The sequence below is a fragment of the Exiguobacterium sp. s127 genome (assembly GCF_018618695.1).
Classification (GTDB): domain Bacteria; phylum Bacillota; class Bacilli; order Exiguobacteriales; family Exiguobacteriaceae; genus Exiguobacterium_A; species Exiguobacterium_A oxidotolerans.
The window spans coordinates 37,015-51,814 of sequence record NZ_JACSMO010000011.1 but is presented as its reverse complement, the minus strand read 5'-3'; the positions used below and the strand labels follow the sequence as shown (position 1 = coordinate 51,814).

Here is a 14,800-nt window from a genome sequence, read left to right as displayed (position 1 = left end):
ATTTTCCCCTTGAGCTACACCTACATCATTGATTATGGATTGATTTCCACACCGTTGAATCGTGGAATCATTTGACAATCTCGAATATCATCATGCTTAAATAACCATAAAATAAATCTTTCAATCCCCATGCCGAATCCTGCTGTGTCCATAGGCTTGAGTTTTTTCATGTTCAGATACCATTCATATTCTGCTGCGTCGACATCGAGTGCTTCCATTGACTCGGTCAAGTCTTCGATAGTCGTATGTCGTTGACCAGAACCAACCACTTCTCCAATACCGAACAACAAATCACCACTCAACGCATGTTTTCCATCTGAATCAATCGCTTGATAGAATGGAACAGACTTATACTCCGGATGTGTCAACCAGACGATTCCACCGAAGAGCTTAATCAACTCTTGCTCTCCTTGATTCGTGATTGAATCAAATCCAGCAGGGTGGGTTTCTACGTAACGCGGATCTCGATTCAACAACTCAACCGCCTCTTCTAGAGAAACCTTCGGATACGAGGCATTCAATTCAATCACATCCTCGATGTGTTGGATCGAACCTGCAATCGCTTTGATATCGGAAGCACTATATTTCAATAAATCTTTACATAGATAGTGGACATATTCACTCACCAGACGCATGACATCATTAAGATCACCTTGGATTTCAGCTTCACTATGATAAAATTGACATAAGTGTCGAGCGTCAGCTAACTCTCCTCTGAATGTAGGCATCAAATAATGGACTCCGTTCGGGACGTTTCGGAGTGCATATTCTAAATGGAACTGCATCGAATCGGCTAAATATGTGTCCAAGCCCTCCAAATTAATCTTTACCGGAAGCGAATCACTGCCCAGTCCCATCGGACTAGTAACTGATCCCGTTGTGATGGGTAATGAAACCGATAAGATGTCTTGTTCACGGAAAAAGTTAAAAGTAGAATGAGTGATTTGATTTTGAACACGTAACAAAGTCTTATACCAGTCGCTGTCCATCGCTTCGATATAATGACTTTCTGGCTTCATCCACGATTTGGTTGGAGTAATCTTATTTTCTACTAACATATTCTTCACCTCACAAGTTTTTTTCTGTCCATAAATCTGGACCATCGATATTCCAAGGATCAATCGCACCTTCTTCGATGAACAGCTCTTGTTGCTCTTCGAATACATTCTTACGTAGGATTACGAATAGGAACGAAAGATAACGATGGTTTTCATTGAACGTTTCCATGACTTTATACCATTGCGACTTAAATTCTTGTAGTACATCTTCTTCAATTTCTTGATTCTCGAAACTCTCTTGGATTAACTTGTCTACATAAGAAGATAGGATTTCTTCCGATCGTGCTTGCATTTTCTTACTGTCGTGATAGAACAACTCAAGGCCCGACGAGAGAATCAGTTTCAACCAATAGTTTTCAGTCCATGGCTTGATTTCGAATCCGAGGACAGACTTCAAGTCTTTCAAGAGTTCTGCCGGAACAGGGCTATGATAGAAGAGATTCGTGACAGATAACATTCCGTACGGTTTAAGAACACGTTTATACTCGCTTAATGCTACTTCACGTCCTTCGCTAGGAATGAACGTGTTCGCCCCACCTGTGATGATCAAGTCAAAAGTTTCATCCTCGAACGGAATTTTTTGTGCATCACCGACGATAAAGTTGACTCGTTTTTGTACAAATTCTGGTTCTTTCAAAAGTAGTTCGTTCGATTTTTTTACTGCGTTCTCGTTTACATCGATTCCTGTGATTTCGCAATCGATAAGCTTAGCAATTTCGATAGAAGTGAAACCTGTATTTGATCCAATTTCGAGAATACGTGCTCCCGGTTTAAGGTTCGTGTTCTTTACGATTTCTAAAATAGTTCGTTTTCCACCTGGGCAGCGGTTTACCTCACCGATATACGATAGTAAATCCACATAGTTGAACTTCTTAATTTCTTCGACTAGTAATTGAGCCATTTTATTTAATCTCCTCTAAAAATATATTTGTAAAAGCTTTTCTGCATGTTCAGATGTAAGACCGAAGCTCTCGATGATCTGTTGCTTAAGTCTTTTTCGTTCACATGATGATTTATTTTTTCTGATCAACTTTACGGCCGATTTTTCTAGAGTATCCAGATTAGCGATAAACCTTTTTACTTCGGCCAGAATGAGCTGGTGGTGTGAATGCTTGAAAAATGTTTCTTGCCCTTGGATGCTCAGATAAATACGCTCATACATAGAACTGATGTTTTCTTTCTTATGCTTTTCTAAATCCATGAGTTTTAGGATTAATTTTTTCATCGTAGTCTTAAGCAAATATGCATCTTTCTTATTCCCTAGGCATATGCCCTCATCAAGAAGCTTAAAGACTGCCTTTAATAAAAGGGACAGTACTTTCGCATCTTCAATGCTTATACCTAAGCCTTCGATTTTTTCTATCATCCTTCTATTTCTCGGGATTTGAAATACATCATTTTTATGGCGAAACGAGAGTAATCGATCATATCCAAATCCAGTTTCAACATACTCCATGCCTGTCATTTCATTCTTCACCACAATAACGTTTCCGAGAGAGATGCCCTTCGGTCGAATCTTCTCCTGTCGAACGTCTCGATACACAATCGTCATACCTCGACCTGTGAGTGAATAATCATCTCCATACTTCCAAACGGTTGCATATTCGGGCTTCTCTTCGTTCATATGGACAAGAGTCGAGGGGTTTCCGACTTTATTCCAACATTCGATTAAATCCTGGTCTTTAGAACTGACATAGCACCATAAATTCTCTTTCTTCATTCCAAATCGTTTTTCGAATAGACTGATTATGTCTTCCAGGATGGTATGAAGCGATGTTTTCATGCCTATATGTCCGAACATTTTAAAATAAAGCGGTATTAAGCTGTTGACATCCGAATTGTTTCTGAAACAATCTTGTATCAAAGAAGTATCTTCAATACTAACGCCTTGATTCATTTGATTTTTGAAAAGAGCTACAGTAGAGTTAATCAGAAAAATTGTTGGATCGTTCTGCGGTAACAGCTTTTGATTCTCAATGAACTTGTAACCACGATTCAAATAATATTCACGAATTTCTGCCTCTTCATTCACATATGTAATCAAATTCCTCACCTTTACAATAAGCAATAGTTTTAGTTATACCCTCTTCGAAATTTGTCTTTGGTTCCCACTCTATCCTTTTCCTGATTCTCTCGTTGGAATATGAACCTTGAAAGATTTCATTCTTTCTGTAAGGCAGGGCTCCAAAGATGATTTCTGAATCGGATGAAATCTTACTCGAGATTTTTTGTATCACCTCCTTTAATGTGATTGATTCTCCAGATACTAGATTCACAACCTCGAATGTCTTCACTTGATCTTTCATTAAAAATAGTGCCTCGCTACAATCATCTATATAGACAAAGTCTCTTTTTTGTTCACCCATTGTCATTTCTAGTTTTTCGCCCTTAAGGATTTTATTGATTGCATTCGGAATGAAGAAGCTGTCCTTCTGGCCAGGTCCATACACTAGTGAAATCTTAACGATTGTGATTGGCGTTTCGAACATCCTACTAAACAACTCGCAAAACATCGAAGCAGAGGCTTTGCTCGCTGAATAAAAACTGGTGGGGTTCAATGGCGACTCCTCATCTATGACCTTCCCTAGCGAGACATCGCCGTACTCTTCTGCCGTACTTACTTGTATAAATGTTTTCAATCGAACTTCATTTTTTTTCAAGCTGCATAGAAGGTTCATCATCCCAATCATGTTCACCTTATATACCTCATTGATCTTACTTAAATCCCACGACTCCCTAGTAAGTGCAGAAAGGTTATAGACGACATCAGGTCTGACTTTTCTTATCACATCATTGACTTGTTCACTATCACTGATATCAACGTTAAAGACATGGGCGTCGTCAATGAAATTCACCTTATTCGAGAAGCCGATTGCGTATAACTCATGGCTATCTACAGATTTTTCTTTGAAAAATCGAATTAAATTCACTCCGATGAAACTAGATCCACCCACTATCAAAATTCTTTCCTTTTCCAGACTCATTGATATATTGCACCGATGTCAGCTGTACCAAATATCATCTCTGAATAATCAAGAATTTGTCGACTACAAAAATCATACATATCCTTCTCTTCATAATCGTTGTACCAATCGATTGTCATTTCTACCGCTTGTCGGATTGATAACCGAGGTTCCCAGCCCAACAGGAAGTAAGATTTTGAATAATCCAAGTTCAGAAATGCCGTTTCTGAGTTTTTAGTATCAGCTACCTCATATTGGACATTTTTTAAACGTTCGCTTACAAGGGATACTAATTTTTCTACCGAAACCATCGATTCCTTATTCGGCCCGAAGTTCCAACTGCTGCTGTATCGTGATGGATCATCGAATAATTTATATGCCAGTAATAGATAGCCACTCAATGGTTCTAAGACATGTTGCCATGGCCGAATAGAATCTGGATTTCTAATCTGGAGCCTTTGATTTTCTAAAGCAAACTTCACCGTATCCGGAATGATACGATTTTTCGACCAGTCTCCTCCACCAATAACATTTCCAGCTCTTACTGTCGCAACCCCAGTCCCTTGTTCGGAATAAAAAGTTTCCATATAGGAATGGGTCAGTATTTCTACTGCTGCTTTAGAAGCACTGTAAGGGTCTTTGCCACCCATATGGTCAATCTCCCTGTATCCCCAAATCTGTTCTTTGTTCTCGTAAGTCTTATCACTCGTGACAATAATCGAACTTTTTATGAATTCGTATTTCTTTATACACTCTAGGATATTCAATGTTCCCATCACATTGTCTTCAATGGTTTCATATGGAGTCAGTATAGATTCTTGAACTAGTGGTTGTGCCGCTAGATGGAAGATGATGCTCGGTCTATGTTCTTCGATTATTTTTTCAAGACTGGCTTTTTCTTTGATGTCCATTTCTATACTAGTCATTTTTCGTGAAAGATTAGTCTTGACGAAATTATCCTTTTCATGATTTGGCTTAAGACCAATCCCTACCACCTTCGCCCCTAGGGTGACCAGCCAGAGGCTCAGCCAAGATCCTTTAAATCCTGTATGGCCCGTGACCAAGATTGTCTTTCCTTTATAGAACCCGCGAAAGTCATTAGACATACGAAATATCCTTTCCTTCCTGATTGTTCATCAAGACTTCTAAAAAATCTCTATCTTTTAATGTATCCATCCCTTGCCAAAAGCCTTCATGTTTATAAACAAATAGCTCGTTCATGTATACTAATCTTTCAAGTGGTTTATTTTCCCAAACACAATCCAATGTGTCTTCCGCAATATCTTCTAAAACTTTTTTATGGAGTACAAAATATCCGCCATTAATATATTGCTCCGTCAATATCGCTTTTTCTCTGAAGGAAGTCACAAGATTACCGTTCATATTCAATTGACCATATTGCGATCTTGGATGGACACCTGTCAAAGTAGCCAGTGCACCATGTTCAAGATGGAAGCTTAAAAGTTCTGATAAATTAACATTTGAAATCCCATCACCATAGGTCATCAAAAATAAATCAGTCTCGATATATCGTTCAATTTTTTTCAAGCGGGATCCTGTCATCGTATCTTCACCGGTCTCTACCAACTTGACGTTCCAGTCTTCAATTGAAAAGTTCTGTTTTATGACCTCTACATTCGAATAGCCGCCTTCAAAACTAATGTTCAAATCACTATTTTTCATATTAAAATTAAGAAAATAATCTTTGATCATATCTCCTTTATGACCGAGGCAAATGATAAAGTTTTTGAATCCATGTGAGGCATAGTGCTTCATAATGTGCCAAATAATCGGTTTTCCCTTTACTTCAATCAGACATTTTGGAGGAGAAAATCTATCCCCTTCGAGACGAGTACCTTTTCCTCCGCACAATAAAACAACCGGATAATCTTTGTTCATAATTTTGGCCCCTTCATAGAAATAGTAAAATATGCTCTTACACGTTATAATTTTTGTAAATCAATTTATTCGAAAGTAGGAACTATTGCTGTGCTAAATAAAGAGAGACTAGGGCTCGAGATTAAGAAAATTAGAAAATCTAAAAAGATTACTCAAAAGGAACTATCTGCTGATATATGTAGTCAATCAGAAATAAGTCGTATCGAAACTGGAGATTTTTTCCCTGGAATAGACTTGCTATATTCCATAGCAACCAAACTTACTACTCCACTCACTCACTTTTTCGACATTTTGACATATGAAGAGGTGGAACTAACAAAGGAAATAAAGAGTAAAATCCTTGGCCTTTCATATAAAAAAGAATATTCTGATTTATTGATTTACATCGAAGAATTATTAAACAGTCCTTTTCCAATAAACGGAGACCTTGAGAAGTTCATACTTTGGAAGAAATACGTTGCCGCATATTATCTAGGACGTATTAATGCAGAGACCTGTAGGATCGAGCTGATGTTACTGATACTTAACAAATCAATCGGTTCAGACATCATGTTGAACTTTCACATTCAAAATTCTGCAGCGAACATCATGGCTGAGAACAAGAAATATAATGATAGTTTGGTTTTATATCAGAAAATTTTAGATGAAGTTCCCATAGATATCGATGGAGTATCACTTAAAATTAAAGTTTTATATAACCTTGGGAAGTTATCGTACATCGAAAAGAATTATTCGAATTCTTTGAAATATACAAACGAAGGTATTGAGCTATCCATCGAATCATCTAACATGTCGCTGCTTGGCCAATACTATTATCAAAAAGGTGCTGTATTCGAAGCTCTGAACTACGATGCCGAACAGATTGGTTCGGCATACTCAAAGTCACTTTTCTTTTTTGAATTGTTAAAACTCGATGTTCATAAAAAAATTCTGATTCAAAACAAGGGAACTTACATCTTTAACTCTTAATGCTCAAAAGGTAACTCTGTTTTAAGTGGAGATACAGAAGCATTCGCATGAGTGCTTCTATCTGTTACCGAAGTAGCTGTCGAACTAAACAATAAGGTAATCCCTAGTACAAGAAGGCACACAATATTTAACTTGCTATTTTTCATTTTCTTATATCCCCTAACTATTTTTTCTACTTTTTTAAGATATCAAAAACTATTGCCATAAAATATGTGTTTATGCATATTTTGGTGGATTACACTTTTTTTGTTAGGACTTCAAGACTAGAGTATTAATTATTTAAAAAGTAAATATGATTCAAATGTATTCATCATGTAGCGTTTTTAAGTATAAGCATTCAATTTACACGTAATTGTCGGTTCTTTTTAGTCAGTAAGCTTTTTAAAAGAGTTGTTCATCGTAACCCTTTAGAACTATTTCTTGGTGATGACTATTCAAGCAATAAGAACTTAATTTAAACCATAAGAAATATGACCTTGTTCTCATACCGTCAGATCAATAGCTTCTCAACATCTAACCTAGAGGCATGATATATCCAGGCTGGAAAAAATGACTTATTAGATATCCGTTTTGGCCATAAAAAAAGAACGGTGACTTCTTACGTCATCCGTTCAGTAATCTGCTTATTTTTTTGATTTAGAGTATAGATAGTATAAATTTTTGACTTCTTGATAGTCTTTTTCTCGGAAAGAATTTACGTTCCAGTTTAAACTAGTATCACCAATTTTAACCTGTACTATTCCTTTCTCTACATTACTTGAATCATGAGAAAATAAATGAAGATATGCATCGACCGAGTTCGGAAAATCCGATGAAGCATACTGTATGTCCAAATCCTTTAATCCTTTGACCTTACTTGAAGGGATATCTGATCGTTTAGGATAGACAATCAGACAATCCAAATCTTTCGGATTAATTTTATATGTAACGAACGAACCTCCTATGAATAAAAATTGAGCATCACTCGTTTTTACGAATTGCATCAATCCTTCAAACTCATTTTTAAATTTTTCCCGACAGGAATTAAAACAAAACATTTCGTAGAAGTCATCCAAATTTAATTCATGTATTCCTGCAGATAAAATCCCTTCCTCATTCATTTTCTCTCCACCCCTCATCTGATGTTAAACTTGTCCTGCTAATCAATCGCATTCAATAAATCAACTCTAAGTTAGCAAACAAATTCACACAAAAATATTTGTTTATGCATATTTTGGATTTAAAGTTATAAAATAACAAAATTTGAGGTTTTTTTATTTAATTTTTACAAAATGTTGTTTTTATTGTATGTAACGAAATCGATGATGGGTTCAACAGCTCACGATTCATAATTAATTGAAGTTAATCAAATCATCCGTTTAAAAAATGATATTTAAAAATCTATCCTCAAAATTCTCCATACTTTTTTCATATGTTGCTTCTTGGAATATTTTCAAAAATCAACATCGGATTAAAGTTGATTGAGTATCAGAAATATTTTATTAGTACTTCACTGCTAATCGATTTACTAGTTTGCCTTTTATCTCACAGAAAATCAGATGATTAACTCATAAATTATTACAATCACGAAAGAATCATAATCTACATATACATAATTTAACTATATACTTAATGTTGACTACTTTTTGTAACCAAGGGGTGCTGATGTGAAACTGATTTATCTATTAAAACAAGCGAAAGACTCTAAGAAAATTGAAGAGTTTATTCTTCAAAACTTGCTTACTACATCTCTAGAGCAGGAACATGACTCAGAGAATTATGTACTTTCTTTAAAAGGATTTAATGAAAATATCAACAAGATCGATGATTTCATCTTTAAAGATTATCCCAATATTGAGACTGCTAATGTAATCATAGGAGAAAATAGAATAGGAAAGACGACCCTTCTTAGGATAATCAAAGATTTTTTGAACATCAAAATTCATGATGGATTAAATAATTCGTTTTTAGGTATTTTTTACGACGATTCAAGCAATCCGAGTAAGCTCATGTACTTATCAAATCTAAAAAATCTAAAAATCGATACACGCGATTTTAATAATGGTCCAAATCTAATTCAGATTAACGATGAGAATGTAGAAAAATATTTTTCTGAAAATAGTATCATCTATATTTCCGATGTAATCGACAAACAGGATTTCTTCTATAACCGGCATACTCGATCTGAATTGCTTTTTGATGCTTCTACGAGTCATTCTTTATTAAAAGCATCCCAATCGTCACGAGAAAGTAAGACTATTTCGTTCAGTAGTCCATTATCCGTATACTTTAACGAGGAGATGACTAATCAATTGAACTTCGTCAGAAAGTTTCAACAATCTCATTCCCTTTTGGAATTTCCCCTCCCTCAGAGACTTCACCTCGAATTTAACTTGGACCTACTGATGCATACTCTCGAAGAGAGGTTCAATAGCATGTCTCTTAAGAAGAGTAAGAAACCCGCAGAAAAACTATTGTATATGATTAAAAAAAATATCCAGTATCTACTTCTTAACGACGCAGAGTTCTCAGAAGTAGGTGATGCAATGCTTAACATTTGTTTATTGGATGCGTTTATTTTGAAAGCCTCACTTGTACCAGAAGAGATTGATAATAAAATGATGGAGTTCATGACAAAAATAGAATCTATCTTGAGTATATCCTTGGAAGATTTTAATTCTTTCACGATTACCGAAATTTTGGATGTCTTCAAAAAAATATTCAATCTATCCTTTGATTCAGTATTTCCATACTCATTTGAAGAGGATGTAGAGGTTTTTATAGCAGAACTAATCACACCTTCTAAAGAAAAATACAATTATAATTCATATTACTTGAATCTAGACTCTGATAAAGATTTTGCCGTATTCACCTATTTTTTCGAATGGTTCAACGATATTTCTCACATACCATTCATTCGTTTTGACTGGGGGATGAGTACTGGCGAAACTAAATTGCTGAATCTCTATTCTCTTCTTTACAAATCAAAAATCCAGAGACGAACTAAAACACCACAACAGAACATTTGGATTTTGATAGACGAGGCAGATAGTCATCTTGATCCGAGGTGGCAGTCCGAGTATCTTCATAAACTAATATCAGTTGTTTCAAGGATATTCACAGACAGGGAAAGAATTCAAATCATTCTAACGAGCCACTCTCCCGTCCTATTGTCCGACCTTCCTCACCATAACGTCTGTCATCTTACGATGAACGAGTCTCAAAATAAAGTTCAACGTACATTCAATCAAAACATCTATTCCTTATTCACCGATTCCTTTTCTTTAGAAGCAACAAGCGGCCGATTGTCTTCTAAGATTTTGGAACGAATAGATCGAGAACTCCAAGTTCTTAGCGATACTAAGGAAAGAAGTCATGATTTCCAGAGACGCCTCGGTGAAATAAAAAATATCGTGGACATCATCGGCGAACGCATAATCCGATTCGCTTATCAGGAAAAAATTGATTCTTTATCAATGGCCACTGATTCGAGAAAAGTACAAAAATCCATGGACCTTTTCAAGGCCATGGATAAAAATGAACGCGAGACATTAATAAAATACATCATTGATTCGAACGATGAGGAGGAACCACTCCGTTGATTAAGTTAGTCTATTCAGAAGAAATCGAAATCAGACATCATGAATTTCTTATTCAGAACCTTATTCCGAAACTGACAAAAGCGAAATCGATTACTTTTCCTTGGAAGAAAAAATCGGTAAATGTACTTATAGAACACTTGAAGTACGGAGGCACGAATTTAGAGTTTAAAACAGCGTTCAAAAGACAGCAGCTGTCATTCTATTCCTACATAGAGAGTAACTTAGAAAGAATATCCAAAGGAAAACCTTCAGAACTCTTAAAGATACAAGAAGAGATGTCTTCCCTTTTTCCGCTCATCATGAATATCCTGTCTTCCCGTGAACAAGATGCGACCTTTAGTGATCATGTCTATCAATTGTTCGGGTATGAAGCGTTCAAGACCGACACATTGTTCAATCTCCTAAAAGCAGCCGCTAAGAGACGTAGCGGCAGAGGATCAAGGACACGATTCGGTCTCAAGAATCGTCATTATTTTAGGGAACTGTTATGCGAAGCTTTCCCAAGTAGAGTTCAAGAAATTTGTGATGCTCTCAATGATGACAAGCTCCCTACATCAAAGATGTTCGAGAAGGCATTCTACACAATTCCTGATATCCATATGACTCTTTCTAATGTAGGAAAATCTAGGATTTTTGAATACGGATGGAGCGATTATGCATTGATTATGGAGGGTGGAGTAATCGTATGCCCCTATTGCAACCGACAATTCGTGACACCATTCTTATCGAGCGACGGTCGAATCAGAGCAGATTTCGATCATTTTCTCTCGAAGTCAGCATATCCTCATTTTTCGATGTCGCTCTATAATCTAGTTCCTTCTTGTAAGCAATGTAATCAAGGCTTGAAGGGGGGGGAAAATCTTTCCCCTGTTGGTCTACATCCGTTCGAGCACGACATGCATTCTTATTTTCGTTTCACCGCTATGCCAGGGACAGTCACTAGTACTGCTTCAATTGATATCGAGGTAGATGACCCTGCTATCTCTAACATAGAGGAATTGATAGACACCTTTAAATTAAGACCACTTTATGGATATCATAACGGACATGCTCATGAAATAGTCAAGAAAAGGCAAATGTACCCTGATGACCTTCTTCATAGACTTCTACCCGAATCACCTTTTTCCGATGTGGAGGAATTAAAATCCTTCATAGTAGGATACGTAGTCGATGAAAGTCGCATCAATGAGGAGCCCTTAAGCAAGCTTAGAAGGGATATAGCCATTCAAGTAGGATTCTTGCCAAAAAAAATTAAGCTAGACGCCAGTTTAATGAATAAGCTCAAGCAAGTGATTAAATGATGATACACCTTCCGAATGTACGTGTGAAAATCAGATGGTGTCATTCATGATACCGGTTCTTCGCCATTTACATTTCGATATCTCCTTGCTCGCTCATAAAGATATCTATATAGTTCTTGATTGGAGTATCAATCAGTTGGTTAGCTTTTCCCCATTCGAACAGCTTTATCCTGACTAAAAAATCGTATACGTTCGAAATTTTGAGCAATTCCATTACTAGTTCATTTTTTGCTCGTTTCCTTTTCGAGGTGTTGTTGTTCTCGATGATTGTTCTAACAACACCGAGAATAAGGTCCGTCAACTCGATTCCATACTCTTGTTTTTTAGTCAGATAGCCAACATGACTTAATTTATAGTTCTCGCCACGATATACTGACTGAATATTGAGTTGCTCAAACATTTGCTTACTTAAATCATAGTTTTTTGCTTCGTACGTATTATCGTGCTCGATATATACTTTCGCATCTAAAAGCGTGTGACTCCCATACTTTCTTATCAGTCCATAGACAACCCGCTCTGGAAATTTCGTGTAAATCGTACGGTCTACAATCTCATCAAAATCTGGCTTGATGTCTATTGAATCTTCCTGGATTTTGTTTTGATTATATGAAATGATGTTCATCTTCATTAAATTCTGGTACGCCATTGATTCAGTCAGGATCTTTTCTATATTCTTACGTGTTGATCCATGTCCACTGTAGTCCGTCCAGTGTATGTTGTTCTTTTTTATCAGCTCGTTCAGTCGCTGTAACTCTTTATGTGCATATACTTTTTCAGGAATGAGCAACGCTCCCATCAGGTGGATTTTCTCAGTATTTTTTCCGCTTTCATCAAAAAATATTCTTACAGGAAAGATTTGTTTCATTACCACATCCAGCCCTTTCATTCTTTTTAAGATTTCTAGCTTTACAATTTATAAATCTTTAGGCATAATGTAATGGAAGAATATAAAAAATAATTTGCGTTAATCTATTGGCTGCTCCTATAATTTTGCAGCTTGTTGGTTGTCGCACACGAGCAACCCTATTGGCTACTCCATTTTTGTAGCCAGTGGGGTTTTGTTTTTTTTTATCGATTCATCTTGTTTTAACCAACTTCTATCCATCTCATACGATTGCTATTTGCTGGTTCGGAGCTTATCGAATACTCATATTTATCAAGCATAGGTTAGGGGTAGCTTGGTAAACTAGTCAGTATAGCTCTCCCTCTTCTTGTTACTGAATATTATATGCATTCATACGATAAGGAGGTATGACTAAAAGTAGCCTATATTATCTAATGAGAATCACATAATATTCAAGTTGCATCCTCTCTTTCCATGCGATTCTAAATTTAAATCTCACTATAGACTTTTCATTCTCTATCAACTCTTATACAGCATGACAAAACATGCTGATTGATGGCCATCTTCCATGCAGCCATCCGTGAGTGCCAGCTCTTCAACTCAAGAAACGTATTCCAGGCCATCTCATGGACGCCTGCGAGCGTGTAGTCCTTGTTCAGCCTGACAAGTATCAAATAATCGAACAGTCGCTCATCTTCCGCTTCCGACTCCGGATGGTTCAGACCGTAGAATACCCCTGTCGACGTACTCGTGACCGTCTTCACAGTATACCTCGTTCCATCTTCGCTAGTCGCATCGAAATGCTTCATACTGACCCGTGCAGGTGAAAGATTTGGAAAGCGCGGATTGCTGTGATATGTCTCGATGGCAAAATATTCTCCTATCTCGCCGACCACGTTCCGTGTCCGGATGATTCCTCTTTCCTTCATCTCTTCATACCAAATACCATATAACCTCACCAATTCATCATCATCCATCGTTTTAAGATATCTTGTCACATCATCCATGATTCACCATACCTCTCATCAATTTCCTTATAAAGGGCTCTGCTATAGAACTTCGTAGCCTATGTGCTGTTCTTACGATAGGCAATTCAGTTGGACTCGCATCGGAACCCAGCTCTCAGCTCTAGGCATGTACTCCACCTCTACCTATGACATACATGATTCAACTCTTCTACTAGGAAACGATAATTCTTCTGGTCGATGCTTTATACTCTCTTCTTGAAGTGTGATTCATAGTCTACAATCGTCACCATCTCTCCATCAATCGTCTTCAGCATAATCGCCCTCCCTTTTCCTTAGGCCTCGTCCATAATACTATTTGGTAGATTCGATTCAGTTCCTCGAGAGCCTTAATATCTCAATTGCTGCCTTCATGCGTAAATCAGGATCATTTGAATTCAACGTATCAAGTAATACGTCCTTCGCCTTTCGAACTATCTCCTCGTCGAACATTCCGTCATTCGTATTCAATTCAATTTTCCCTTCGATGATGGCGAACGGATCATTCATGTCTTCCTTAAGGAGTGGCGCCAATCTAGTCTCGTCCAACCTCCCAGAGAATTTAGTCATTGTGCCACGGTTCTTGACGAAGTCCACGACCTTCTGATCCAAACTTGACTTCGCGACCGTTGCCCTCCACTCGACGGGACGACGATGACACATGCCAATCTTCTGGTCGTCATACTCTTTCAGGTATTGATAAGGACCCGCGATTCCGACATACACGATCGAACCATCCGGGACGAGGATGATATCCCCCGGTTCCACGACGTTGACGAACATGTTGACCACCCCTGTATAGGCTCCGAGTCGCTGACCGTCATATCGGTATTCCCGTTCGAGCTCCCGTCGTATATCATTCTTGTCAGCATTCTCAAGATTCCCGATGCCCGGCCATCCGATACAAACGAATCCTTCGTCGAGGAACTGTTTCCCCCGGTCGAACCCATGCGGTTTGTTCTTGATCTGGAATACTTGTCTCATTGACATCACTCCTTCTTCTGACTTTCTTTTTTGACTTCATGAACTTAGTCTACCAGAAATCATTCTAAACAACAATATCCTAAAACCCTTAAGCTGTTGTAAGGCTTTTAGGTATTTGAAGACAACCTTTTCTTTGAAGTACGACTTACTTCGGATTTATGGTAGTCAGTCAGGAAACTCAAAAAGGACCGAATTGT

At 37.3% G+C, this 14,800-nt stretch carries 13 protein-coding genes; 3 read left to right on the top strand and 10 right to left on the bottom strand.

Features of this window, described 5'->3' with window-relative positions; translation table 11 throughout:
* Positions 1-32: 32 nt before the first annotated feature.
* Genes KNP98_RS13260 through KNP98_RS13235 form a run of 6 tightly spaced genes read right to left on the bottom strand, consistent with a single transcriptional unit; the run spans position 33 to position 5,920 of the window.
* A complete protein-coding gene (locus KNP98_RS13260; RefSeq protein ID WP_214811811.1) occupies positions 33-1,058 on the bottom strand; it encodes an asparagine synthetase A in 1,026 nt (341 codons plus the stop codon).
* Between the two features lie 10 nt (positions 1,059-1,068).
* The gene (locus KNP98_RS13255) at positions 1,069-1,959 is read right to left on the bottom strand and encodes a class I SAM-dependent methyltransferase (RefSeq protein WP_188005486.1); all 891 of its coding nucleotides are present in this window, start codon (positions 1,957-1,959) and stop codon (positions 1,069-1,071) included.
* 15 nt (positions 1,960-1,974) lie between these two features.
* Positions 1,975-3,090, bottom strand: a complete 1,116-nt coding sequence (locus KNP98_RS13250; protein ID WP_214811809.1) for an alanine--tRNA ligase-related protein — start codon at positions 3,088-3,090, stop codon at positions 1,975-1,977.
* Positions 3,083-4,042, bottom strand: coding sequence for an NAD-dependent epimerase/dehydratase family protein (locus tag KNP98_RS13245; protein WP_214811807.1), 960 nt, complete (start codon positions 4,040-4,042; stop codon positions 3,083-3,085). The genes KNP98_RS13250 and KNP98_RS13245 overlap by 8 nt, the downstream gene beginning before the upstream one ends.
* Entirely contained in the window at positions 4,039-5,127 is a 1,089-nt protein-coding gene (rfbG, locus tag KNP98_RS13240; RefSeq protein WP_214811804.1) for a CDP-glucose 4,6-dehydratase, read from the bottom strand. The genes KNP98_RS13245 and rfbG overlap by 4 nt, the downstream gene beginning before the upstream one ends.
* On the bottom strand, positions 5,120-5,920 hold the full coding sequence (locus KNP98_RS13235) for a sugar phosphate nucleotidyltransferase (RefSeq protein ID WP_214811802.1): 801 nt from the start codon (positions 5,918-5,920) through the stop codon (positions 5,120-5,122). The genes rfbG and KNP98_RS13235 overlap by 8 nt, the downstream gene beginning before the upstream one ends.
* 90 nt (positions 5,921-6,010) lie before the next feature.
* Between KNP98_RS13235 and KNP98_RS13230 the strand changes: the two genes are divergently transcribed.
* Positions 6,011-6,889 carry a helix-turn-helix domain-containing protein gene (locus KNP98_RS13230; protein WP_214811800.1) on the top strand — a complete coding sequence of 293 codons (879 nt, stop codon included), beginning with the start codon at positions 6,011-6,013 and terminating at the stop codon, positions 6,887-6,889.
* Positions 6,890-7,512: 623 nt separating this feature from the next.
* Here KNP98_RS13230 and KNP98_RS13225 read toward each other — a convergent pair.
* Positions 7,513-7,989, bottom strand: a complete 477-nt coding sequence (locus tag KNP98_RS13225) for a DUF6932 family protein (protein ID WP_214811798.1) — start codon at positions 7,987-7,989, stop codon at positions 7,513-7,515.
* A 546-nt stretch (positions 7,990-8,535) separates the two neighbouring features.
* Between KNP98_RS13225 and KNP98_RS13220 the strand changes: the two genes are divergently transcribed.
* Entirely contained in the window at positions 8,536-10,470 is a 1,935-nt protein-coding gene (locus tag KNP98_RS13220; protein ID WP_214811796.1) for an AAA family ATPase, read from the top strand.
* Positions 10,467-11,771 (top strand): HNH endonuclease family protein, encoded by a 1,305-nt coding sequence (locus tag KNP98_RS13215; protein ID WP_214811794.1) that lies wholly within the window; start codon positions 10,467-10,469, stop codon positions 11,769-11,771. The genes KNP98_RS13220 and KNP98_RS13215 overlap by 4 nt, the downstream gene beginning before the upstream one ends.
* Before the next feature lie 67 nt (positions 11,772-11,838).
* Here KNP98_RS13215 and KNP98_RS13210 read toward each other — a convergent pair whose 3' ends face one another.
* The 3 genes from KNP98_RS13210 to KNP98_RS13200 all read right to left on the bottom strand — a co-directional run bounded on the left by KNP98_RS13210 (position 11,839) and on the right by KNP98_RS13200 (position 14,603).
* On the bottom strand, positions 11,839-12,636 hold the full coding sequence (locus KNP98_RS13210; protein ID WP_214811791.1) for a DUF3800 domain-containing protein: 798 nt from the start codon (positions 12,634-12,636) through the stop codon (positions 11,839-11,841).
* Between the two features lie 488 nt (positions 12,637-13,124).
* The gene (locus KNP98_RS13205) at positions 13,125-13,613 is read right to left on the bottom strand and encodes a hypothetical protein (RefSeq protein ID WP_214811789.1); all 489 of its coding nucleotides are present in this window, start codon (positions 13,611-13,613) and stop codon (positions 13,125-13,127) included.
* A gap of 339 nt (positions 13,614-13,952) precedes the next feature.
* Positions 13,953-14,603, bottom strand: coding sequence for a hypothetical protein (locus KNP98_RS13200; RefSeq protein ID WP_188005475.1), 651 nt, complete (start codon positions 14,601-14,603; stop codon positions 13,953-13,955).
* Positions 14,604-14,800: the final 197 nt, after the last annotated feature.